The sequence below is a fragment of the Microtetraspora sp. NBRC 13810 genome (assembly GCF_030268685.1).
GTDB lineage: Bacteria > Actinomycetota > Actinomycetes > Streptosporangiales > Streptosporangiaceae > BSRQ01.
On record NZ_BSRQ01000006.1, the window covers coordinates 173,580 to 196,921 of the forward strand.

At 72.5% G+C, this 23,342-nt stretch carries 19 protein-coding genes; 10 read left to right on the top strand and 9 right to left on the bottom strand.

Translation table 11 applies throughout. The features are described from left to right. Positions 1-157: 157 nt before the first annotated feature. The gene (locus tag QSK26_RS14495) at positions 158-1,165 is read left to right on the top strand and encodes a terpene synthase family protein (protein ID WP_285775625.1); all 1,008 of its coding nucleotides are present in this window, start codon (positions 158-160) and stop codon (positions 1,163-1,165) included. Positions 1,166-1,195: 30 nt separating this feature from the next. Here QSK26_RS14495 and QSK26_RS14500 read toward each other — a convergent pair whose 3' ends face one another. Continuing rightward, positions 1,196-1,600, bottom strand: coding sequence for an ankyrin repeat domain-containing protein (locus QSK26_RS14500; protein ID WP_285775626.1), 405 nt, complete (start codon positions 1,598-1,600; stop codon positions 1,196-1,198). Positions 1,601-1,689: 89 nt separating this feature from the next. On the opposite strand from QSK26_RS14500, the gene QSK26_RS14505 reads away from it, so the two are divergent. Both QSK26_RS14505 and QSK26_RS14510 read left to right on the top strand, forming a co-directional pair. Next, complete coding sequence (locus tag QSK26_RS14505) at positions 1,690-2,595, top strand: proteasome assembly chaperone family protein (RefSeq protein WP_285775828.1); 906 nt, start codon at positions 1,690-1,692, stop codon at positions 2,593-2,595. Positions 2,596-2,701: 106 nt separating this feature from the next. Next, positions 2,702-3,736 carry a Gfo/Idh/MocA family oxidoreductase gene (locus QSK26_RS14510; RefSeq protein WP_285775627.1) on the top strand — a complete coding sequence of 345 codons (1,035 nt, stop codon included), beginning with the start codon at positions 2,702-2,704 and terminating at the stop codon, positions 3,734-3,736. A gap of 57 nt (positions 3,737-3,793) precedes the next feature. Here QSK26_RS14510 and QSK26_RS14515 read toward each other — a convergent pair whose 3' ends face one another. Then, positions 3,794-4,594: a tyrosine-protein phosphatase gene (locus QSK26_RS14515; protein WP_285775628.1), complete on the bottom strand. Its 801-nt coding sequence runs from the start codon at positions 4,592-4,594 to the stop codon at positions 3,794-3,796. Between the two features lie 155 nt (positions 4,595-4,749). On the opposite strand from QSK26_RS14515, the gene QSK26_RS14520 reads away from it, so the two are divergent. Continuing rightward, a complete protein-coding gene (locus QSK26_RS14520; RefSeq protein WP_285775629.1) occupies positions 4,750-5,796 on the top strand; it encodes a hypothetical protein in 1,047 nt (348 codons plus the stop codon). A 103-nt stretch (positions 5,797-5,899) separates the two neighbouring features. On the opposite strand, the gene QSK26_RS14525 is transcribed toward QSK26_RS14520, so the two are convergent. Beyond that, positions 5,900-7,996 carry a M6 family metalloprotease domain-containing protein gene (locus tag QSK26_RS14525; RefSeq protein ID WP_285775630.1) on the bottom strand — a complete coding sequence of 699 codons (2,097 nt, stop codon included), beginning with the start codon at positions 7,994-7,996 and terminating at the stop codon, positions 5,900-5,902. A 175-nt stretch (positions 7,997-8,171) separates the two neighbouring features. On the opposite strand from QSK26_RS14525, the gene QSK26_RS14530 reads away from it, so the two are divergent. Together QSK26_RS14530 and QSK26_RS14535 are read left to right on the top strand one after the other, a co-directional pair. Next, positions 8,172-9,359, top strand: coding sequence for a PucR family transcriptional regulator (locus QSK26_RS14530; protein ID WP_285775631.1), 1,188 nt, complete (start codon positions 8,172-8,174; stop codon positions 9,357-9,359). A gap of 66 nt (positions 9,360-9,425) precedes the next feature. Next, complete coding sequence (locus QSK26_RS14535) at positions 9,426-10,487, top strand: amidohydrolase family protein (protein ID WP_285775632.1); 1,062 nt, start codon at positions 9,426-9,428, stop codon at positions 10,485-10,487. A 36-nt stretch (positions 10,488-10,523) separates the two neighbouring features. On the opposite strand, the gene QSK26_RS14540 is transcribed toward QSK26_RS14535, so the two are convergent. After that, complete coding sequence (locus QSK26_RS14540; RefSeq protein ID WP_285775633.1) at positions 10,524-11,606, bottom strand: aldo/keto reductase; 1,083 nt, start codon at positions 11,604-11,606, stop codon at positions 10,524-10,526. A 119-nt stretch (positions 11,607-11,725) separates the two neighbouring features. Between QSK26_RS14540 and QSK26_RS14545 the strand changes: the two genes are divergently transcribed. Beyond that, positions 11,726-12,664: an AraC family transcriptional regulator gene (locus QSK26_RS14545; protein ID WP_285775634.1), complete on the top strand. Its 939-nt coding sequence runs from the start codon at positions 11,726-11,728 to the stop codon at positions 12,662-12,664. A gap of 29 nt (positions 12,665-12,693) precedes the next feature. On the opposite strand, the gene QSK26_RS14550 is transcribed toward QSK26_RS14545, so the two are convergent. Beyond that, positions 12,694-13,368: a GntR family transcriptional regulator gene (locus tag QSK26_RS14550; protein ID WP_285775635.1), complete on the bottom strand. Its 675-nt coding sequence runs from the start codon at positions 13,366-13,368 to the stop codon at positions 12,694-12,696. An 88-nt stretch (positions 13,369-13,456) separates the two neighbouring features. Between QSK26_RS14550 and QSK26_RS14555 the strand changes: the two genes are divergently transcribed. Further along, positions 13,457-14,782 carry an MFS transporter gene (locus QSK26_RS14555; protein ID WP_285775636.1) on the top strand — a complete coding sequence of 442 codons (1,326 nt, stop codon included), beginning with the start codon at positions 13,457-13,459 and terminating at the stop codon, positions 14,780-14,782. A 120-nt stretch (positions 14,783-14,902) separates the two neighbouring features. Here the strand turns inward: QSK26_RS14555 and QSK26_RS14560 are convergent, their stop codons facing one another. The 4 genes from QSK26_RS14560 to QSK26_RS14575 all read right to left on the bottom strand — a co-directional run bounded on the left by QSK26_RS14560 (position 14,903) and on the right by QSK26_RS14575 (position 21,007). Then, positions 14,903-15,565, bottom strand: a complete 663-nt coding sequence (locus tag QSK26_RS14560; RefSeq protein WP_285775637.1) for an HAD family hydrolase — start codon at positions 15,563-15,565, stop codon at positions 14,903-14,905. A 74-nt stretch (positions 15,566-15,639) separates the two neighbouring features. Then, positions 15,640-19,524 carry an ATP-dependent RNA helicase HrpA gene (gene hrpA / locus QSK26_RS14565; protein ID WP_285775638.1) on the bottom strand — a complete coding sequence of 1,295 codons (3,885 nt, stop codon included), beginning with the start codon at positions 19,522-19,524 and terminating at the stop codon, positions 15,640-15,642. A gap of 105 nt (positions 19,525-19,629) precedes the next feature. Then, entirely contained in the window at positions 19,630-20,481 is an 852-nt protein-coding gene (locus tag QSK26_RS14570) for a VOC family protein (protein WP_285775639.1), read from the bottom strand. After that, complete coding sequence (locus tag QSK26_RS14575) at positions 20,474-21,007, bottom strand: RNA polymerase sigma factor (protein ID WP_285775640.1); 534 nt, start codon at positions 21,005-21,007, stop codon at positions 20,474-20,476. The genes QSK26_RS14570 and QSK26_RS14575 overlap by 8 nt, the downstream gene beginning before the upstream one ends. Positions 21,008-21,440: 433 nt before the next feature. Between QSK26_RS14575 and QSK26_RS14580 the strand changes: the two genes are divergently transcribed. Continuing rightward, positions 21,441-22,880, top strand: coding sequence for a DHA2 family efflux MFS transporter permease subunit (locus QSK26_RS14580; protein WP_285775641.1), 1,440 nt, complete (start codon positions 21,441-21,443; stop codon positions 22,878-22,880). Beyond that, positions 22,877-23,326, top strand: a complete 450-nt coding sequence (locus QSK26_RS14585; RefSeq protein WP_285775642.1) for a MarR family winged helix-turn-helix transcriptional regulator — start codon at positions 22,877-22,879, stop codon at positions 23,324-23,326. The genes QSK26_RS14580 and QSK26_RS14585 overlap by 4 nt, the downstream gene beginning before the upstream one ends. Positions 23,327-23,342 lie beyond the last annotated feature (16 nt).

The window sequence follows — 23,342 nt, forward strand, 5'->3', positions numbered from 1 at the left end:
TTTCTGGCCATCGCGAGGACAAGGCCGAGCGTGGTTCTATAGATCATCGCCAATCAGGTCCGATAGTTCCACGATTAAGGTGTGGCCGTATCCGACACTACCCCCTCTGCCCCAAAACTGCCTTTACACCCGATTGCAGCCCCAGTGGAGGTTTGGCGTGGAAGATGTCAAAATACCCGATCTGTCGATCCCTTTTCCCGCGAGACTGAACCCCTTCGAAGCCGAGGCGGCCGAGCACACCACGGCCTGGGCGACCCGTATCGGACTCATCGCCGAGGAGACCGACGCCGCCCGCTTCGCCGGCGAGTCCTACGCCCGCCTGGTGGCGCGCCTCTACCCCGAGGCGTCGCTGCCCGACCTCAAGCTCGCCGCGGACCTCAACAGCTGGTTCCACGTCTTCGACGACCAGTTCGAGCTCGCCGACGTCGGCCGGGACCAGGAGCTGGCCCGCAGGCTCGCCGCCCGCGCCGAGTCGCTGCTGCGCGGCGAGCCGCTCAACCCCACGGCCGGGCCCGTCCTGCGCGGCCTCGCCGACCTGCGGCACCGGATGCGGATCAGGGGCGGCGACCGGTGGTGGGCGCGGTTCTCCCGGAACATGCGCCTGTGCCTCGACGCCGCCCTGTGGGAGGTGGACAACCGGGCCTCGGAGAAGATCCCCGACCCGGACACCTACATCGACCGCAAGCTCGACATCGCGTACGTGGCGCCGTCGTTCGACCTGATCGAGCTGATCGAGCACTTCGAGGTGCCGTCCGCCATCCGCAACTCCCCCGAGTACGTCACGCTGCTGCACGAGGCCGGCCACGTCGTCGTGTGCACCAACGACGTCATCGGGCTGCGCAGGGAACTGCTCCAGGGCGAGTTCCACAACCTCGTGATCGTCCTGGCGCACGCGTCGGGGAGCAGCCTCCAGGAGGCCGTCGACGAGGTCGAGGAGACCGTCTGCGCCCGCGTCGGCCGCTACCTCGCCGCCAGGGAGGCGCTGGAGGCGAGATTCGCCCGGCTCGGCGTCGAAGAGCACATAAGGCAGGCCGTCCGCCGCTGCGTGACCGGTCTGGAGGACTGGATGCGCGGCTACCGCGACTGGGCGCTGGAGACCAGGCGGTTCACCGACCTCGTGCTGCGGGGCGAGGTGGGCAGCTTCCACCGGGAGCTGGCCGACTGAGCCGGACGCGCCCCCTGACGCGCTCAGGGGTCAGGCCGGGGGCCCCTCCAGGAACCAGCGGAGGAACTCCTCGTGCCCGAACATCCGGGCCGTGTCCAGTGCGGAGGGCACGCCCGCGGCGGGGTCGGCGCCCGCCTCCAGAAGCGCCCTGACCACCTCGGGCTCCTTCTTGAAGACGGCACCCGCGAGCGGCGTCTGCCCACGGTCGTTGGCCCTTCCCGCGTCGGCCCCCCTCCCCGCCAGAGCGCGCACGGTCTCCGCGTGCCCGTGGTAGGCGGCCAGCATCAGCAGGGTGTCGCCCCTCCCGTTGGTCAGGTTGACCGGCACCCCCGCGTCCACGTAGGCCGCCAGCCGCTCGGTGTCGCCCGCCCGAGCGAGGTCGAAGACACGGGTGGCGAACTCCTCCACCTCCGGATCCGGGTCCATGCCTCCCATTGTGCACCGATAGGGTGCGCTGGACGGAATTCCACCCGGCACGCCGTAGGTTGAGAGTGGGACAGGAATTCACGAAAGGCTGGGAGAACGTGTTCGACCCGACGGATCTCTACCGGCTCGGCGGAGACCTCCCCGAGCTGACCGATCCGGTGCTGCTCTACCACTTCGAAGGGTTCGTGGACGCGGGCGGGGCTGGCCGGCTCGCGCTCGGTCACCTGCTCGACGAGCTGGAGCACCGGGTCGTGGCCACCTTCGACCTGGACCGGCTGCTCGACTACCGGTCCCGGCGCCCGATCATGACCTTCGACACCGACCGCTGGGTCGACGTCGAGACCCCCGAGCTGGCCGTCCGGCTGGCGCACGACGTCACCGGCACGCCGTTCCTGGTGATGAGCGGCCCCGAGCCCGACCGGGAGTGGGAGCTGTTCACCGAGGGCGTCGGCCGGCTGGCCGAGCGGCTGGGCGTCTCCAAGCTGGTCACCGTGCACGGCATCCCGATGGCCATGCCGCACACCAGGCCGCTCGGCATCACCGCGCACGCCTCCCGCCGGGAGCTGATCAGCGGGCAGAACAGCTCGTTCGGCAAGGTGCAGGTCCCGGGCAGCGTGGCCGGTCTGATCGAGTTCCGGCTCGGGGCCAAGGGGCACGACGCGCTGGGCTACGCGGTGCACGTGCCGCACTACCTCGCCCAGGCCGAGTACCCGCAGGCCGCGCTGGCGGCGCTGGAGGCCATCACCAAGTCCACCGGGCTCGTCTTCCCGACCGACTCCCTGCGTGAGGCGGCGGACAAGACCACGGCCGAGATCGAGGAGCAGATCCAGGCCTCGGCCGAGCTGTCCAGCGCCATCAAGGGCCTGGAGCAGCAGTACGACGCCTTCGCCACCGGGTCCGAGCGGGAGAACCTCATCGCCGAGGCCACCCCGATGCCCACCGGCGACGAGCTGGCCGCGCAGTTCGAGCGCTTCCTGGCCGAGCGCGACGAGCGCGACACCTGACGATGAGGCACACCGGCGATCGTCCGCGGCGGCCCCGGCCGCCGCGGACGACGGATCACACACGGTCACCGCGCCCCGGCGGCGCGCCAGCGAGGCGGGATGGCACATGCGCGTCGGCCTGATCGGGTACGGCCCGGCCGGGGAGTTCTTCCACGCACCGCTGATCGACTCGACACCGGGCCTCACGCTGGCCGCGGTCGTCACCCGTGACCCGGAGCGGGCGGCCAGGATAGGACGGGACCACCCCGGCGCCGAGGTCGTGCCCGCCGCCGAAGAGCTGTGGGACCGCTGCGACCTCGTGGTCGTCGCCTCGCCCAACCGCACGCACGTGCCGCTCGCCGAGGCGGCCCTGCGGGCCGGCCTCCCGGTGGTGGTGGACAAGCCCCTGGCGGGCACCGCCGAGGCGGCGGGCTCGCTCGTCAAGCTCGCCCGCGAGCGCGACCTGATGCTGACCGTCTTCCACAACCGCCGCTGGGACGGCGACTTCCGCACCCTGCGGCGGCTGGTCCGGGCGGGCGAGCTGGGCAGGGTGCACCGGCTGGAGTCGCGGTTCGAGCGCTGGCGGCCCGAGCCCAAGGGCGGCTGGCGGGAGTCCGGCGGCCCCGAGGACGTCGGCGGCCTGCTCTACGACCTCGGCAGCCACCTGGTGGACCAGGCGCTGCGGCTGCTCGGCCCGGCCGTCGAGGTCTACGCGGAGACCGACGTGCGGCGGGCGGGGGTCGAGGCCGACGACGACGCGTTCGTCGCGCTGACGCACGCGAGCGGCGCGCGGTCGCACCTGTGGATGAGCGCGCTGGCCGCACGGCTCGGCCCGCGGTTCCGGGTGCTCGGCAGCCGCGCCGGCTACGAGAAGTGGGGCCTCGACGTCCAGGAGGAACGGCTGCGCGCCGGGATGCGGCCGGACGACCCGTCCTTCGGGCTGGAGCCCAGGGAGCGGTGGGGCAGCCTGGGCTCGGGCGGCGACAGCCGTACGGTGCGCACCGAGCCGGGGGCCTACTCGCACTTCTACGCGCGGGTGGAGTCGTGCCTGCGGGAGGGTGACCCCGCGCCGGTGAACCCGGAGGACGCGCTGGAGACGCTCACCGTGCTGGAGGCGGCCCGCCGCTCGGCGGCCGAGCGCACCGTGGTGCGCCTGCCCTGAGGCGGCGGGAGCCGTGCCGGACGGCGGCCCCCCTCGGGGCTGCCGTCCGGGTCGCCGTCAGCGGGTGAGGCGGTCGCGCAGGGCCTTGTGGTCGTCCTCGGTCCAGCCGTTGCGGATGAGCCACTCGACCGGGCCGCCGAAGCGGTCGTCGAGGGTGGTGAGGAACAGCTCCATGAACTCCGCGCGCGGCAGGTGCCGGTCGGCGGGGCCGGAGTCGAGGTCGTCACGGTAGGTCGCGCTGGACCGCAGCCGGGCGAGGACGCCCTCCAGCCGGTCGCCGGTGGCGACGTAGTCCGCGACGATGGCCTCCCTGGTCGCGCCGGCCACCTCCAGGGCCAGGGCGCACAGCACGCCGGTGCGGTCCTTGCCCGCGGCGCAGTGCACCACGGCCGCCCCGTCGTCGCGGGCGAGCACGCGCAGCGCCGCGACGACCGAGTCGGGGCGGTCGCGCAGGTAGGCGTAGTAGTAACCGGTGACCCGGAGCTCGGCCCAGTCCTCCTCGGACCGCCCGCCCATCCACGGCAGCACCCGGTCGCCGTCGATCCGGTCGGCGTCGACGTCGGTGTGCACGCCGCCCTCGGGATAGAGGGTGTGGTGGTGCACGGTGACCTCCGGCCTGCGGGTCAGCGGCCCGGGGCCCTCCAGCCTCACCTCGGCCCCCGAGCGCAGGTCCACGACGTTGCGCAGGCCGAGCTGGCCGACCAGCCGGACGACGTCGCCTTCGGTCAGTCCCTGGAGGTTGTCCGAGCGGAACACCCGGCCGGAACGTGTGGTCCCGCCGTCCACTGTGGCCAGGCCGCCCAGGTCGCGTACGTTGGCGGCACCTTCGAGATCTATCCATCGGCTGTGATCGTTCATCAGGCTCAAGCCTATATGCCCGTTCTGACCCGGCGGTTAAGGCTATGTGGGGGCTTCCATAAATCCCGATGTTCGCCGCATGGCATCCGAAAATCCCCGTGTCGCGTGACATGCGTCAGGACGGGAAGGGTCGGATCAGTCGCTCAGGAGGTGACGTGGATCCTCGGGAACAGCCCAGCGGGACCGCCCCCGGCGGGCCGTCGCGGCCGTCGCGCCCGGCACGGCCCGGGGGCCATCGTCCGTGGCGGCGCCGGCCGGCGCGCGAGTCCGGGACGGCGTTCGACCCCTCGCTCCCCGACGACGTGGCGCGGCTGCTGCGGGACAGCCCGGACGCGCTGCGCGCCGCCAGAGCGCAGGCGGCGGCCGACGGGACCGGCGCGGACCCCTGGGGGGCGGACGCGGCGCGCAGGGCGGCGGCGTGGCTGCGCACGGGCGCGGGGCCACGCCTGTTCACGATCTTCGTGCTGATCGGCTGCCTCGTGCTGGTGGCCGGGCTGACCAACGTCGGCGGCCTGCTGCTGGCGATGACGACGCTCGGCGCGATCGGCACCGTCCGGTGGGTCACCACGGACGCCGAGGGCAGGAGGGAGCGCCGCCTGCTGCGGGCCGCGGCCGAGCACGCCGACCGGTACGTGCTGCCGGAGGATCTCGACCGGGTCTGCCTCGGCCTGCTCCGGCGCGCCCAGGACGCGGCGGACGCCGTACTCGCCGCCCAGGTCACCAGGGCCGGCCTGATCGACACGATCGACAACCGGGTGACCCTACCCGAGGAGACGTGGCGGATCGCCCGGCAACTGGCCCGCCTGTCGGCGATGAGCGCCGAGCACCGGTCGATCGTCCCGCCGGACGTCCCCCCGGAGGTGGCCTCCGCGTTCACCCCCTACAACGCGGCGCTGGAGGCGGCGGCCGCGTCGCTGACCGCGCGGGTGCGCACCCTGGAGGAGTACGCCTGGCAGGTTCACCGGGCCGACCAGGTCTACCGGGCCTTCCGGCAGTTGGAGGTGCTGGCCGAGCGCACCCCGGACTACGAGCGGCTGGTCGCCGATCTCGTCAGGGACGAGCTGGCCCGGCCGCACATCGAGCGGCTGGCGGACCAGGCCGAGCAGGTGCGGGAGCTGTTCCAGCAGAGCGTGGACGGCGCGCGCGAGGCGGCGGCCCACCTGCTGACCGGGCGCAGGGACCCCGCCGGCGACCTGCGCTGAGACCCTGAGGCCCCGGACGGGCACAGGGGCGGTAGGGCGGGGGTGGACGCGGAGACGCCCCGCCTCGCGGGTCGCGGGGCGGGGCGCTCGGCGTGTGGTGGTGTCAGCCCGCGGCGAGGCAGGTCGCGGTGGACTTCTTGGAGGGGTCGCCCTCGGAGGTCACGGTGAGCTTGACCTTGCCGAGGTGGCTGCCGCCATCCCGCTTGATCTGCACCGGAACCTTGATCATCTCACCGAACTGCGCCGTGGCGAGCTGGTTGGGCACCCAGACGGTCCATCCCTTGGACTCGGCCGTGGCCGACAGGCGGTAGACGTCGGAGCCCAGGTAGGCGCTGACGTCCTCGGGGTGCGCCGCGTTCGCCTCGGCCGCCTTGCCGGTGTTGCGCAGCAGGAAGTCGCAGGTCGCCCAGCCGTCGCCGGAGGGCACGCCCGCCGCCGGGTGCAGGCTCACGCCGCGCTTCTGCGGGCCCTTGCCGTCCAGGGAGCGGATGGCGACGGTGTAGGAGAGGATGCCCTTCTTGTCGCGCTGCACGTCCAGCACGTAGAAGTGCAGCCGGTTGGCCTCGTCGACGTGCTCGAACTCGCTGCCCGAGTCGGTGCCCGCGTGGAAGAGCGCGTCCGAGAGCTGCCGGTAGTCGCCGACGGTGATCGGGACCTGCGTGCCGTCGGGCAGGACGTAGTCGGTCATGCCGATGTCCTGCGGGTTGGCGTCGATCACCCACTCGAAGGGCGCCCGGTCCTGGTCCTTGGTCTTGGCCAGCAGCACGCCGGAGTCGGGGGTGAAGGAGTCCGCGCCCATCCGGTCGACGACCTCGACGGTGTAGTTGTTGTAGCCGCCGCCGTCGCAGAAGGGGTCGGTCTGCGTGTTACAGGCCGGGCTCTTGTCCCCGTCGCCGAAGGCGATGTTCACCCCGGACAGGCCCCGGGGACCGGGCTGCGCGACGCGGGCGGTGACCTTGGCGACGACCAGGCCGGAGTCGGCGAGCGCGGCGCGGTCGAGCCGCAGCACGTTCGCCTCGTCGACCATCTGCAGGTCTATCTTGTTGCGCAGCATGTGCTGGGCGCCCATCGAGGCGCCGGCGGTCGGCGGGATCAGCCAGCGGGAGTGCGGGCCGCCCGGTCCGTTGAAGCTGCCGCGGCTGAGCATCTCCCAGATGCCGGTGTAGGCCCGGCGTACCGGCACGCCGTACGGGTTGTTGTAGTTGTCGCCGATGCCCAGGATGTGGCTGAGCTCGTGGGCGTAGGTGCCCATGCCGGAGCTTTCCGCCTGGGTGGAGGAGCCGCCGCCGGCGTTCGGCCAGATGGTCGAGGCCGCGGCCCAGGACGTCCAGTCCACGTAGCGGGTGTCGGCCCAGTTGGGCATGTCCGGGTCCGGCGGGCCGAACTCGTCGGTGACGTCCTCCTTGGTGGGGAACTTCATCGACCCGAACTCCTGCCAGGTGGCCGACTCGTCCTGCCCGGCGCTCAGGTAGAACACGAAGTCGAAGCCCGCGGGCACCTCCTGGCCGACGTCGGAGACCCACGCGGCGCGCCCGTCGGTGCGGATGTTGCGGTTGCAGTTGTCGCCGGAGGGGCAGTCCTCGGGCTTCTGCATCTCCATGGCGTACTCGTGCGACTTGCCGGGCATCTGGTACGGCCCGAACGCCGTCAGGTCGACGCCGTACCGGCCGCCCGAGTCCTCCATCCAGTACTCGTGGATGGTGTGGCCGCGGTTCAGCTTGCCCGGGGTGTTCAGGAAGTCCTTGTAGAACTGGGCGACCTCGGTGCGCGGGATGTCGTGCGCCTCGGCGCTCGGGTTCTTGAAGACCGTCGAACCCTGCGGCTGGGTCACCACGAAGGGCTGGTTGGGGTAGTCCAGCAGGACCAGCGCGCCGCGGAAGGTCTGCACGGAGCCCTTGACGGACGGGTCCGCCCAGTTGGTGCCGGGCACCTTCTTGTAGTCGGCCCACGTCATGTGGTCCGGGTTCTTCCAGTTCTGCGGGTCGATCGGAGTGGGCCCGCCGGGCTTGGCCCGCAGTGCCGAGACCGCCGGCTCGTCCTGCTGCCAAGGCTGCTGCTGCGGCCAGTGGTCATATCGCCACGGGGTCTCCGGCGCGGGCTGCGCGGGAGCCGGCTCTGCCGAGGCGGGTAACGCGGTCATCCCCGCGGGAAGCAGTACGGCCGCGGCGACGAGGACTTTCGCCAGCTTACGGATGGACATGGCATCACCTCTCAGCTGATCCGGGACACGACGGCGAGCATGAGGGTGCATACGTGTCCGGCATCTAGCGCAAAGGACGCTAGTGGGGCTATTGACGGAGATCATCGATCAGTTGTAGGGAAGATGCTCAACTCCATTTCCGGCAAATGCTGAAATGGGCTGGTCGGAGGTGGTCATGGCGGGGAACCTGCAGCACCTGGTGGACGATCTGGCGTCCCGGGTGAACCGCCCCCTCGTGCTGGAGGACCGGCTCCAGCGGGTCATCGCCTACAGCGAGCAGACCGGCCTGCTCGACGACATCCGCCGGGACTCGATCCTGCGCCGGCACACTTCCCCCGAGGTCCGCGACTGGCTGCGCCGCGCCGGGATCCACACCGCGCCCGGCCCGCTGCGCACCCCCGGCTCCCCCGGGCTCGGGCTGCTCCCCCGGGTCTGCGTGCCCGCCAGGCACGGCGGGCGGCTGCTCGGCTTCCTGTGGTTCATCGACGCCGGTCCGCTCATGTCGCCGGCCGAGGTCGACGCCGCCGCCGAGGCCGCGCCGGGCATGGCGCTCGCGCTGTTCCACGAGAGCCTGGCCACCGGGCTCGCCTCGCAACGGGAGCTGGAGGCGGTCACCGAGCTGCTGAGCGGCACCCCGGGGTCGGCCGCCGGGGCCGCCAGGACGCTGATCGAGGCGGGCGGCTTCCCCCAGGCGGAGCCGGTCACCGTGCTGGTGGCCCGGCCGGTGCTGGCGCCGGGGGCCGAGGTGGACGAGGCGACCCGGCTGACCATGGAACGCGGGCTGCTCGCCGTACGCAGGGACCGGCGCACCCGGACGGCGCTGCACCTGGCCCGGTACGACCACGCCGTGCTGCTCACCGCCGGCACGGCGGTCCGCCCGGAGGAGGTGCACAACGCGATCGCCTGCCCGGTGGTCGTCGGGATCGGCCGGCCGCGCCCGCAACTGGCCGAGGCGGCCGGGTCCTACGCCGAGGCGCTCCAGGCGGCCGAGGTGGCGGCCAGGGTGCCCGCGGTGGGCGGCACCGCCGAGTGGGCCAGGCTCGGCGTCTACCGGCTGCTCACGCAGTTCCCGCCGGGCTCCCTCGGCCTGCACCCCGGCCTGGAGCGCATGCTGGCTGAGGAGCAGCACCTGCCGCTGCTGGAGACGCTGGAGACCTACCTGGACCTCGCCGGCAGCGCCGTGGCGACCTCGCGCACGCTGCGGCTGCACCGGACCTCCCTGTACTACCGGCTTCAGCGCGTCGAGGAACTGGCGGGCACCGACCTGAAGGACGGCGGCGAGCGGCTGACCCTGCACCTGAGCCTCAAGCTGGCCCGCCTGTCCGGCCGTTACCGGCCACGCACGGAGATCTCGCTCAAGTAAGGGCCCCGGCGAGCCGGGGTGATCGGCACCTTTCCCCCCTTCGGGGCAGACTCGACAGGAGGCTCGATGGCGACCCGTGACGAGCACGCGCCACCCGGTACGACGCTGCATTCCGCGCCGCTGGTGGTGCCCATCGGCGGGCCGCCCGTGCGCTTCGGCGCGGTCGCGGTCCGCGGCGGCAGGGTGCTCGCCGTCGGCACCCGCAAGGATCTCGCGGCCCGCCACCCCCGCGGCCGGGAGCGGCGCTGGCCCGGCATGCTCGTCGCCGGCCTGGTCGACGCGCACACCCGCCTCGGCCGGGCGCCCCGCCCGGCGGACGCGGCCGGCGATCTGCTCCGGCACGGCGTCGTGGCGGTGGGCGACGTCGCGCACGACGCGGAGCACCCGGCCGACCCCGGGGTGGTGGGCCTCGGCGGCGCGACCTACCTGGAGGTGCGCTGCCCCGACGAGCGGACCTGGGAGGAGACCGGCAGGGACCGGCTGATCACCGCGATCCGCGAGGTGGCGCTGCCGCGCGCGATCGGCGTCGCCGCGCACACCCGCGACCCCGGCGTGCTGGAGGATCTGGCGATCATGGCCCGCACCTTCGGGCTCCGGCTGCACGCCGAGCTGGCCGGCCACCAGCTCACGGTGCTGGACGAGACGGGGGTGCTCGGCCCGCACACGCACCTCACGCACGGCGGCCGTCTCGACACCGGCGAGCGCAAGCTGCTGCGGCTGCGCGGCGCGCCGGTCGCGCTCTCCCCGCTGACCCATCCCGAGGACGTCGCGGTGCTGGTCGAGGAGGGCAACGCGGTCGCGCTGCACACGACGCCCGGCGAGCCCGACCTGCTCGCCGCCGCCCGCGTCTTCATGGCGGCGAACGGGCGGGACGAACGGCTGGCGCGGGCCATGGTGGAGGCCGCCACGGTGGGCGGGGCGCGGGCGCTGGGCCTCGACGAGGGACCAGGCCGGATCGGCACGCTCGGACCGGGCGGCCGGGCCGACTTCGCGGTGTTCGAGGTCGCGAGGGCCCGGCGCGGCGCCTACACGGCACTGGTCGAGGACGGCCCGGGGCGGTGCGTGGCGACGGTGGTGGGCGGCCGGGTGCGCTGGGACGCCTCCCGGCCGGCGGCCCGGCGCTCCTGACCGCGGGGCGGCGCTCCTGACCGCGGGGCGGCGTCGTCAGTAACGGGTCGGGCTCTCCACGAGGGGCGGGTAGGCGGACGTCCGCTGCCCGTCGACGGTGGCGCCCGCGTACTTGAGCATGGGGCCGACCCGGCGGTTGAGCTCGGCGGGGAAGTTCAGCGCGGGGGCCGACACCTCGTCCAGGACGGCGGTCTGCTCCTCGGTCAGCCTCACCTCCAGCCCGGCGAGGTTCGCCTCAAGGTGTTCGAACCGGCGGGGTCCGATGATCGTGGAGGTGACGCCGGGACGGCCCCGCACCCAGGAGAGGGCGACCGCGGCCGGGCTCGCGCCGGCCTCCGCCGCGACGGCGGTGAGCGCGTCGATCACCTTGTACTGCTCCTCGCTCGGCGTGCCGAGCACCGCCGCGCGCCTGGTGTCCGCGGGGATCCCGGCGCCGCGGGTGTACTTCCCGGACAGATAGCCGCTCTTGAGCGGGCTCCAGGGCAGCACCGCCATGCCCGCGTCCCGCGCCAGCGGGATCAGCTCACCCTCGATGGTGCGCTCCAGCAGCGAGTACTCCATCTGCAGCGCGATGACCGGCGTCCAGCCGCGCAGCAGCGCGATGGTGTGCGCCTTGGCGGTGAACCAGGCCGGAGTGTCGGAGAAGCCCACGTAGCGGATCCTGCCCGCGGTGACGAGGTCGTCCAGCGTCCGCAGGGTCTCCTCCACCGGCGTGGACCAGTCGTGGTTGTGCAGCCAGTACAGGTCGATGTAGTCGGTTCGCAGCCGCCGCAGCGAGTCCTCCACCTGCGAGAGGATGGCCTTGCGGCCGGCGCCGCCGCCGTTGGGGTCGCCCACGTGCAGATTGCCGAAGAACTTCGTCGCGAGGACGACGCGGTCGCGCAGCCCCGGGTGCCGGGCGAAGAAGTCGCCGAGGATCTTCTCCGAGTGGCCGTTGGCGTAGAGGTTGGCGGTGTCGACGAAGTTCCCGCCGTGGTCGAGGTAGGCCCGCAGGATCCGCTGCGACTCCTCCACCCCGCAGCCGGTCCCGCCGTCCTCGCCGAAGTTCATCGCCCCCAGGCAGAAAGGGCTCACCTTGAGCCCGGAGCTGCCGAGGCCGACGTAGGAATCGAGTGGCATGTTCGTGCTCCCGTACATCAGGGATGGACAGCGACCTGTCGAGTAAACCGCGATGACCTGCGCGAACGTTAGATCGATCCTGCCGCTCTCTTGCACGATCCTGGCGACTTCGGCGGGACGTGGTTGAATCGAGCGTGCCCCTGGAGGAGTTGCGCGCCCTGATCGCCCGCTACGCCGGGCGGCCGGGCCCGGTCGTCGACGGCCTGCTGCTGACGATGGCGGACCGGCCGGCCCCGCCGTCGTCCGGTGTCGCCGAGCCCGTGCTGGCCGTGGTCGCCCAGGGCGCGAAGCGGCTCATGCTGGGCGACCGGACCTACGACTACGGCGCGGGCCAGTACCTGGTGGTCTCGGTCGGCCTGCCGGTCACCGGCCACTACACGCAGGCCGCCCCGGACCGTCCCTTCCTCGGTTTCGGCCTCACCCTGCGGCCCGCGGCCATCGCGTCGCTGCTGCTGGAGTCGGGGTCCGCCGGGGCCGGGGCCGCGGGTGACGGGCGGCGCAGGCCGCGGACGCCGCCGGGGATGGCGGTGAGCGACGCGCCGGAGGACCTGGTGGACGCGGTGGTGCGGATGGTCCGGCTGCTCGGCCGGCCGGCCGACGCGCCGGTGCTCGCGCCGCTGATCGAGAAGGAGATCCTCTGGCGGCTGGTCACCGGGGAGCAGGGTGCGATGGTCCGGCAGATCGGCCTCGCGGACAGCCGGCTCTCGCACATCGGCCGGGCGCTCCGGTGGATCCGGGAGCACCACGCGGACCTGATCCGGGTCGAGGACCTGGCCCGGATGTCGGGGATGAGCACGTCGGCGTTCCACCGGCACTTCCGCGCGGTCACCGCGATGACGCCCATCCAGTTCCAGAAGCGCATCCGCCTCCAGGAGGCGCGCCTGCTGCTCATGAGCGGGTCGAAGGACGTGGCCGCCGCCGGGTTCGCGGTCGGCTACGACAGCGCGTCGCAGTTCAGCCGCGAGTACCGCCGCCGGTTCGGCGTCCCGCCCGGCCAGGACGCCGCGCGGCTCCGCCTGCACGCCGGAGCCCCCGGCCGCACCACGCACCCGCTCTGACACCGGGACACGGCCCACCCTCCCGGCCCTCACTCCTGCGGGCGGTACGCCTCCACGAGTAACGCCTCCGCGTCGTCGAAGTAGCCGGCGAGCTGCCGCTCCGCCTTGTCCAGCTCGCCCGCGGCCATCAGCGTGAGCAGTTCCCTGTTCCTGGTCACGAACGGCTCGTGGAACGAGCGCGGGTTGCGCATCACGTGGAAGACGAGACGCAGCTCCGCCAGGAGCTGCCGCATCATGTCGTCGAGCCGCTTGCTGCCGTTGAGCGCGGCGAGCGCCTGGTGGAACCGGATGTTCGCGGTGCCGACCTCGCGCCACCGGCCCTCCCGCGCGGCCAGCTCGCCGTCCTCCACCGCCTCCCGCATGGCCCCGAGCGCCTCGGGGCGGGCATGCCGTACGGCGGAGCCCTCGATCACCCTGCGCACCCGGTAGAGGTCGCCCACGTCCTCCACCGACAGCATGCGGACGAAGACGCCGCGGTTGAGCCGGTGGGTGAGCAGCCGTTCGTGGGACAGCAGCCGGAACGCCTCGCGCAGCGTGTTCCGCGAGACGCCGAGGGCCGTCCCGATCGACTCCTCGGACAGGCGTTGCCCGGGGGCGAAGAACCCTTCCGCGATGCGCTCGCGCAGGATGTCGGCGACCCGCTCGGCGGTGCTGCTGCGGCCGAGACGGTCACGTTCACGTTCGAGATCCGCGACGTCGTCCATACGAGAATCAAACCATCCCACAAAGCACTTGTGGAATTGTTGAACGATCCTTATGTTGAAGGAAATCCCCCCTTCGGCAGGAGCGAACATGGCAGGCTCCGAGCGCCAGGCACGGCGGGTGATCACCGCCAGCCTCATCGGCACGTCCCTCGAGTGGTATGACTTCTTCCTCTACGGCACCGCCGCGACCCTCGTCTTCGGCAAGCTGTTCTTCCCCACCTTCGAACCGCTGACCGCGACCTTCCTCTCCTTCACCACCTACGCGGTCGGGTTCGTCGCCCGGCCGGTGGGCGGCATCGTCTTCGGCCACTTCGGCGACCGCGTCGGCCGGAAGAACATCCTGGTCATCACGTTGCTGATCATGGGCGTCTCGACGTTCCTGATCGGCCTGCTGCCCGGCTACGCCACCCTCGGCATCGCCGCGCCGCTGCTGCTGGTCATACTCCGCTTCCTGCAGGGCCTCGGCCTCGGCGGCGAGTGGGGCGGCGCCGTCCTGATGTCCATCGAGCACGGCGACCCGGCGAAACGCGGCCTGAACGCGAGCTGGCCGCAGGTCGGGGTGCCCGCGGGCAACCTCCTCGCCGCCGCGATGCTCGGTGTGATGTCCGTCACGCTCTCGGACGACGCGTTCCTGTCGTGGGGCTGGCGGGTGCCGTTCCTGCTGTCCGGCGTGCTGGTCGTGGTCGGGCTGTGGATCCGGCTGCGCATCGCCGAGTCGCCGCTCTTCGTCGAGGTCGAGCAGTCCAGCAAGAAGGCCAAGATGCCGGTGCTCGACGTCATCCGGTCGCACCCGCGCGCCCTGCTGTCCGCGATCGCCTCGCGGATCGGCGTGGACGTCGCGTTCTACATCTTCGCCCTCTACATCGTGCAGTACGTCTCGGGCACCCTCGGCCTGGACCGCACCGTCGGCCTCAACGCCGTGCTCATCGGCTCCGCGTGCCAGCTCGTGCTGATCCCGGTGTTCGGCGCGCTGTCCGACCGGTACGGCAGGCGGCCGATCTACCTGGCCGGGGCGGTGTCCGCGGGCGTCTGGGTCTTCGTCTTCTTCCCGCTGATCGACACCGGCTCCACGCTCCTGATCACGCTCGCCGCCGTCGTCGCCCTGCTCACCCACGCGCTGATGTACGGCCCGCAGGCGGCGTTCATCGCCGAGCTCTTCAGCACCAGGCTGCGCTACAGCGGGGCCTCGATGGGCTACCAGATCGCCGGCGTGCTCGGCGGCGCGCTCGCCCCCATCATCGCCGTCGCCCTGCTGGAGGCCACCGGCTCCACGACGTCGATCTCGCTGTACGTGCTGGGCTGCCTCGCGCTCACCGTGGTCGGCCTGGCCATCGCCCCGGAGACCCGCGACCTCGACCTCTCCACCGGCGAGAAGCCCGCCGCCGGCGCGGCCGTGAACCAGACCGCGAGCTGACCGGCCCCGCCACGACCTCCGGGAAGGGCACGGGTCCCGCGCGGCCACGCGGAACCCGCCCGCGCGGGACATGCCGCACCCGCGCGGGCCCGCCCGTCCCCGGACTCCGGGGAGAACCGGTCAGCCGCCCGCGGCCAGGGCCCGCAGGGCGGGGAGCAGGTCGGCGAGCCCGTCGATGACGAGGTCTGCCTCGGCGGCCTGCGGGCGCTCGGCGTGCAGGTAGCCCCACGGGCCACGGCGGAGCAACGCCGTCCGCATGCCGGCGCGGCCGGCGGGCAGCACGTCGTTGTCGAGCCGGTCACCCACGTAGAGGATCTCGGCGGGCTCCCGCCCGGCCACCGCGGCGACCTTGGCGAAGAAGGCCGGCTCCGGCTTCTCCACCTCCCACTCGGCCGAGGTGTGGATCGCGTCCACCGGCAGCGCCATCGCCTTGAGCGCGCCCGCGGCCTGCGGCGGCTGGTTGCCCGCCACGATGAGCTGGTATCCCGCCTCGCGCAGGGCGGCCAGCGAGTCCCGGACGTCGGGGTAGAGGTCGTCGGCGTCGAAGTTCTCCCGCAGGCCGCTCGGCTCGTCGTTCCGCCACGCCTCGAACTCCGCCTCCAGGTCGAAGTCCGGGCGGACCAGGCGCAGCGCGTGGCCGTGCGGCCGGTCCAGGGCCGCCATGGCGCCGATCAGCCCGAGCATGGTGCCCCTCGGCACGCCGAGCCGATCGGCCCACCGGGACCAGATCCTGGTCTCGTCTATCAGCGTCTCGCCCACGTCGAACACCAGCGCCTTGATCACAGAACCTCCCGAGGTCGAGCCCGCACCGGGACCACCCTATGATCGGCCCCTCCGCACCGGGAAACCGCGCCCGCTCAGCCGAGCTTCTCGATCGCCCGGCGGATGCGCTTGTCGGAGACGGGATAGGGCGTGCCGAGGGTCTGCGCGAAGTAGCTGACCCTGAGCTCCTCCAGCATCCAGCGGATCTCGGTGACGTCGTCGTCGGCCCGCCTGGCCGGGGGGAGCCGGTCGAGCAGCTCGTGGTACTCGTCCTCGGTCCGGTGGAACTCGAGCATCCGGTCCTCGTCCCGGTAGGGGTCCTCGGGCAGCTTGGCCAGGCGGCGCTCGGCGGCCCGCAGGTACCGGGAGAGGTCGGGGAGGCGGCGCAGCCCGGTGCCGGTGACGAACCCGGGGTAGACGAGCCTGCCCACCTGGTCCCGGACATCCTCGACCGCGGGGCCCGGCCGCATCTCGGCCAGGGTGGCGCCGATGCCGTGCCAGACGGTCAGGATGCCCTCGACCCGGGTGACCACGTCCAGCGTGGTGTCGAAGAGCTCCGCGCGCACGTGGTCCTGGATCCGCCGGAAACCCTCCTCGTCCCAGGCGGGGCCGCCGGCGTCGGCGATCAGCTTGTCGGCCGCGCACGCGATGCAGTCGTCGAACAGCGCGCTCGCGCCCTGGTGCGGGCTGCGGCTGAGCGCCAGCTTCGCCTGGTTGCCGAGCTTGCCCAGCACCCACTTGGCCGGCGACGGGCTGCCCAGCAGCGCGAGCCTGCGGGTGCCCGCCCACATGGCCCTGCGCTGCTCCGACTCCGTCTCGTACATCCGCACGGCCACGCTGTCGCCCTCGTCGGCGAGCGCGGGATACGCCTTCATCCTGCGCTGCTCGAACGTCCTGGGCAGTGTGCCCACCTCCCAGCCGCGCAGCCCGGTGCGCTCCAGGCCGCCGCCGGCCTTCGCCAGGGTGGCCCGCAGCCGGGGCGCCAGCCGCCGTTTCAGCTCGGCGAGATCCTCACCCTCGGCCAGCGTCTTCTTGCCCTCCACCACCCGGAAGGTGATCCGCAGATGCTCGGGCACCAGGCCGGGCTGCCAGTCGTCGCGCCCCGGCCGGGTGCCGGTGAGTTCGAGCAGCTCCCGCTCCAGCGCCTCGAACAGCGGCTCGCGGCGCGGCTGCACCCGCTCCAGCACCCGCCGGGCGTAGTCGGGGGCGGGCACGAAGTTACGGCGCAGGTTCTTCGGCAGCGACCGGATCAGCGCGGTGACCAGCTCCTGCCGCAGGCCGGGGATCTGCCACTCGAAGCCGTCCTCGGAGACCTGGTTGAGCAGCGAGATCGGGATGTGCACGGTGACGCCGTCGGCGTCGGTACCCGGCTCGAACTGGTAGGTCAGCGGGAAGCGCAGCCCGCCCTGCCGCCAGCTGTCGGGGTAGTCGCTCTCGCTGATCTCCCCCACGTGCTCGCTGATCAGCATCGACTTCTCGAAGTTGAGCAGGTCGGGCTGGGTCAGCCTGGCCTTCTTCCACCAGGCGTCGAAATGCCGGCCGGACACCACCTCCTCGTCCACGCGCCGGTCGTAGAAGTCGAAGAGGGTCTCGTCGTCCACCAGGATGTCGCGGCGTCGGGCCCGCTCCTCCAGCTCCCCGACCTCGTCGATCAGCTTGCGGTTCTCCCGGTAGAAGGCGTGGTGGGTGTCCCAGTCGCCCTCCACCAGGGCGTGCCGGATGAACAGCTCGCGGCTGAGCTCGGGGTCGATCCGGCCGTAGTTGACCTTGCGCTGCACCACGATCGGCACGCCGTACAGGGTGACCTTCTCGTAGGCCACCACGGCGCCCTGCGACTTCTCCCAGTGCGGCTCGGAGTAGGTGCGCTTGACCAGGTGCTGGGCGAGCGGCTCGATCCACTCCGGCTCGATCTTGGCGTTGACCCTGGCCCACAGCCTGGACGTCTCCACGAGTTCGGCGGACATCACCCACTGCGGCTGCTTCCTGGCCAGCGCCGAACCCGGGAAGATCGCGAAGTGCGCGTTGCGCGCGCCGATGTACTCCTGCAAAGGCCGCCGCTGGCCGTCCTGCGGGCCCTTCCTGTCCACCACGTCCTTGACGCCGATCTGGGACAGCAGGCCGCACAGCAGCGACACGTGCACCTTCTGCGGGTCGGCGGGGACGCTGTTGAGCGTGACGCCGAGCGACTTGGACATCTGCCGCAGCTGTCCGTAGACGTCCTGCCACTCGCGGACCCGCAGGTAGTTGAGGAAGTCGGTACGGCACAGCCGGCGGAACTGGCTGGAGGACAGCTCGCGCTGCTGCTCCTGGAGGTGGTTCCACAGGTTGAGATAGGTGACGAAGTCGGATTCCTTGTCCGCGAAGCGCCGGTGCTTCTCGTCCGCGGCCTGCTGCTTGTCGGCCGGGCGCTCGCGCGGGTCCTGGATGGACAGCGCCGCGGCGATCACCATGACCTCGCGCACGCAGCCGTTCCTGTCGGCCTCCAGCACCATGCGGGCCAGCCGCGGGTCCACCGGCAGCGTGGCCAGCTTGCGACCCAACGGGGTGAGCTTCCGCTCGGCGTCGAACGCGCCGAGCTCCTGCAGCAGGTTGACGCCGTCCTTGACCTGCCGCTGGTCCGGCGGCTCGACGAAGGGGAAGGCGGAGATGTCGCCGAGGCCGATCGAGGTCATCTGCAGGATGACCGAGGCGAGGTTGGTGCGCAGGATCTCCGGGTCGGTGAACTCCGGCCTGCCGAGGAAGTCCTCCTCGGAGTAGAGGCGGATGCAGATGCCGTCGGAGACTCGGCCGCACCGGCCCTTGCGCTGGTTGGCGGACGCCTGGGAGATCGCCTCGATGGGCAGCCGCTGCACCTTGGTCCGGTGGCTGTAGCGGGAGACGCGGGCGAACCCGGGGTCCACGACGTACTTGATGCCGGGCACCGTGAGCGAGGTCTCCGCGACGTTCGTGGAGAGCACGACGCGCCGGCCGGAGTGCCGCTGGAAGACCCTGTGCTGCTCGGCGGCGGACAGCCGGGCGTAGAGCGGGAGGATCTCGGTGCCGCGCAGCTGCCGCTTGGTCAGCGCGTCGGCGGTGTCGCGGATCTCCCGCTCGCCGCTGAGGAAGACCAGGATGTCCCCGGGACCTTCGGCGCACAGCTCGTCGATCGCGTCGGAGATCGCCTGGATCTGGTCCTCCTGCTCCTCCTCGATCGGCCGGTAACGCACCTCGACCGGGTAGGTCCGGCCGGACACCTCGATGATCGGCGCGTCGCCGAAGTGCCGGGAGAACCGCTCGGGGTCGATGGTCGCGGAGGTGATGACCACCTTGAGGTCCGGCCGTCTGGGCAGTAACTGTTTCAGGTAGCCGAGGATGAAGTCGATGTTGAGGCTGCGCTCGTGCGCCTCGTCGATGATCAGCGTGTCGTACTGGTCGAGCATCCGGTCCTGTTGCAGCTCGGCCAGCAGGATGCCGTCCGTCATGACCTTGACCAGGGTGGTGTCGCTCACGTGGTCGGTGAAGCGCACCTTGTAGCCGACGGCGTGGCCGACCTCGGTGCCGAGCTCCTCGGCCACCCGCTCGGCCACCGTGCGGGCGGCGATGCGGCGCGGCTGGGTGTGCCCGATCAGGCCCTTGACGCCCCGGCCCAGCTCCAGGCAGATCTTGGGCAGCTGGGTGGTCTTGCCCGAGCCGGTCTCCCCCGCGACGATCACCACCTGGTGGTCGCGGATCGCGGCCATGATGTCGTCCTTGCGCCGGCTGACCGGCAGCGCCTCGGGGTAGCTGACCCGCGGCACGGCGGAGCGGCGGGCCTCGACCCGCCGCTCCGCCGCCTCGGTGTCGGCCGCGATCTCCGCGGCGATCTTCTGCTGCGCGGCACGGCTGCGCACCTTGCGCGCCCCTTCGAGGCGGCGGCGCAGCCGCCGCTGGTCGCGCAGGGTGAGCTCGGACAGGCGTGCTCGCAGGTCATCGAGCGGAGAGTTCAACGGAGACGTTCCCATGGTCGCTTTCTGGCCGCCGCACGACACGCGACCGCCCTCCGCAAGGATAGGCAAGCCGCCGGGGGTCTTCGCCAGCCAATATCCGCCGCGCCGCGCCGCGCCGGGTCAGCCGCCGAGCTGTCCCAGGTAGAACGGGGTCCCCTGGTCGTCCAGGCACCGGGCCTCGATCCCGTACGGCCGGCCCTGCGGGTCGGTGCCGGTGCCGCCGAGTTCCCTGACCCTGGCGACCGCGGCCCCGATGTCGGCCACCGAGTACATGGGCACGGCCACCGACCGCTCCCTGCCGCCCCACAGCCCGGTCATCGGCCGCACCTCCGCGCCGCCCGTCCGCACCGCCCAGCCGTCAGGCACGCTTCCCGGGACGAACTCCCAGCCGAGCACCGCCCCGTAGAACTCCCTGGCCTCGGCGGCGTCCACCAGGTCGATGGTGAGGTAGCACACCTCCCCCGGTCGCGGCTCCGCCGCCGCGCGCGCCTCCGCCGCGGGCTCGTACACCGCGAACGGCAGCCCCTGCCGGTCCTCGCACCGCACGGCCAGCCCGTACGGCTCGCGCGCCGGCTCCCCGGCCCGGCCGCCCGCGCGGCGGACCCGCTCGGCCGCCCGCGTCACGTCGTCCACGACGTAGCCGAGGAAGAGCCCTCGGTGCTCCTCGCCGCCCCGGATGGCGAGCCCGGGGGTCACCTCCTCGATCCGCAGGTCCTGGCCGTCCGGCGCGTACCGCCAGCCGAGGACCTCCCGGTAGAAGGCCGCGGCGCGGTCCGCGTCCGGGACCCACAGCGACGCGAAGCCGATGTCGCCCTGCCTGAGCCGGGTGGCGGTGGTCATGTTCTCACTCCTCCAGTCGCGGGTGGGGTCGAGCACGGCGCGTTCCAGCCGCTCGCGCAGCCGCGCCGCGAACCCCGGGTCGGGTTCGACCGGGACGACGTCCTCGCGGAGGGCCTCGAAGGGGTCACGCATCGGGGTCCTCCTTCCTCTCGTCGTAGGCCGAGCGGAACGACCTGCGGGCGCGGACCAGCAGGGCCTCCGTGGCGTGCACGGTCCTGCCGAGGCATTCGGCGATCTCCGGCACGGGCAGCCCGTCGAGGTAGCGCAGGGTCAGGACCGCCTGGTGGTGCGGGCCGAGTGCGGCGAGCACCTCGCGGGCGAGCAGCGCGTCGAGCCGCTCGTCCCAGGGGTCCTCGAAGCCGTCGTGCCACGAGCTCCCGACGAGCCGCAACCCGCGCTCCTCTCGCTCGGCCCGCCGCCAGTGGTCCACCAGCTTGTTCCTCGCCACGCCGACCAGCCACGCCACGGTGAGCCGGGGCGGCGGCGCGCGCCGGACCGCCTCGACGGCGGCCAGGAAGGTCTCCGCCGTGAGGTCCTCGGCCAGCGCGCGCCGCCGGCAGCGTGCGAGCAGGTAACCGTAGACCTGGGGCAGCGCCTCCTCGTAGAGGTCGAGCAGCGCGTGCCCGGGGTCCGGTTCCACGCCCACGGGTCGTTCCACACCCCTCCATCGCCCGGGAGGCCCCTTCTCCGACGGGTCCGCGCGAAAATTCTCCCGGATCACCCGGCGCGGCCGGCCGCGCCCGCCAGGACGCGGTAGATCACCGCGAAGTCCTCGCGCTCGAAGCCCCTGACCGGCGCCCCACCACGTCGGCGTCCCGCGCGGCCTGCCGGGGCGTGTCCGCCACGCGCAGCCCGGCCTTCTCCTCGGCGAGCGTCCGCCCACTGTGAGATCGGACACTGTCCGTGAGGAATATGGCCGGGGCGCGCCGGTTCACACCCGGGCAACCGGCCCCGGCCCGGTCACCGCCCTCCCGCCGGCCGCAGAAGCCCCATGAGCCACATCCACCCCGAACACCGGCGAAAGCCCGCATAACGGACGAAGTAGAATCGACAGTTGGTTGTAGTCGTACAACTAATTGACGGGAGCACCCATGAACGAGCTCAGCCGCGGCCGGCGTCTGCTCGTCCTCGCGATCTGCTGCATGAGCCTGTTCATCGTGGGTCTCGACAACACGATCGTCAACGTCGCGCTGCCGACCCTCGCCCGGGACCTGAACGCGCCGCTGTCCGGCCTGCAGTGGACCATCGACGCCTACACGCTGGTGCTGGCCGCCCTGCTGATGCTGGCCGGCTCGACCGGGGACAGGATCGGCCGGCGGCGCACCTTCCAGACCGGGCTCGTGGTGTTCTCCCTCGGCTCACTGCTGTGCAGCATGGCCCCCAGCCTCGGCTGGCTGGTGGTGTTCCGGATGATCCAGGCCGTCGGCGGCTCGATGCTCAACCCGGTGGCCATGTCGATCATCACGAACACGTTCACCGCGCCCAAGGAGCGGGCCAGGGCGATCGGGGTCTGGGGGGCGGTCGCCGGGCTCAGCATGGCGGCGGGGCCGCTGATCGGCGGGCTCCTGGTGGAACCGGTGGGCTGGCGGTCGATCTTCTGGATCAACGTGCCGATCGGGATCGCGGCGATCGTGCTCACCGCGCTGTTCGTGCCCGAGTCCAAGGCCGCCCGGCCGCGCCGGATCGACCCGGTCGGGCAACTGCTCATCGCGCTGCTGCTGGGCACCGTGACGTTCGGCATCATCGAGGGCCCGAACGCGGGATGGGCCTCGCCGCCGATCCTGGGCTGCTTCGCCGCCGCCGTCGCCGTGCTGGCCGCCCTGCTCTACTACGAGCCACGCCGCGAGGAACCGCTGATCGACCTGCGCTTCTTCCGCAGCGCGCCGTTCACCGGCGCCGCCGTGATCGCGATCAGCGCCTTCGCCGCGACCGGCGGGTTCCTCTTCCTCAACACGCTCTACCTGCAGAACGAGCGCGGCCTCACGCCGCTGGCCGCCGGGCTGTGCACGCTGCCGACCGCGCTGACGTCGCTGGTGGTCTCGCCGCTGTCCGGCCGGCTCGTCGCGGCGCGCGGCCCGCGGCCCTCGCTGGTGGTCGCCGGGGTGGCCTTCACCGTGGCGGGCGTGCTCCTCACGCTGGTGACGCGGCAGACCCCGCTGACCGGGCTCCTCGCGATCTACGCCGTCTTCGGGATCGGCCTCGGCGCGGTGAACGCGCCGATCACCAACACCGCCGTGTCCGGCATGCCGCGCGCGCAGGCGGGCGTCGCCGCCGCGATCGCCTCCACCAGCCGTCAGACCGGCCAGGCCCTCGGCGTGGCGATCTCCGGCTCGGTGGTGGCCTCCGGCCTGGCCGGCGGGCTGGGCGCCGGCTTCATGCAGGCCGGGCATGCGGGGTGGCGGGTCATCGCGGGGTACGGTCTCATTGTGCTGATCGTCGGCCTGGCCACCACCGGCCGATGGGCCCGCCGTACGGCCGACCGGGTCACGGCGGGCTTCGCCCCCGAGGAGGCGAAGGCGGGAGTGAGATGAGAACCGAGCCGACCGTGGCGACGAGCCCCGAGGAGACCGCGGGCAGGGTGTGGCGCGGGCTGCGCGCCCTGGTGCTGGAACGGCACGAGCGCCGCAAGGAGGTCTGCGACGCGCTCGGCATGAGCTTCATCCGGGTGAAGGCGCTGCGCAGGCTGGCGGCGGGGCCCCGGACGATGCGCGACCTGGCCGCCGACCTGATCATCGACGCGCCCTACACCACCGTGGTCGTGGACGACCTGGAACGGCGGGGCCTGGTGGCACGGGAGGTGCACCCGGCCGACCGCCGTTCCAAGATCGTCAAGGTGACGCCGGAGGGCGAGCGGGCCGCCCGGCGGGCCGACGAGATCCTCAGCGTGCCACCGCCGGTGATCCTCGCCCTGCCCGCCGGAGACCTCGCCGCCCTCGACCGGATCGTCACCGGCCTGCTCGGTACGGAAGGCCCCTGAGCACCCGCGCCGAGCA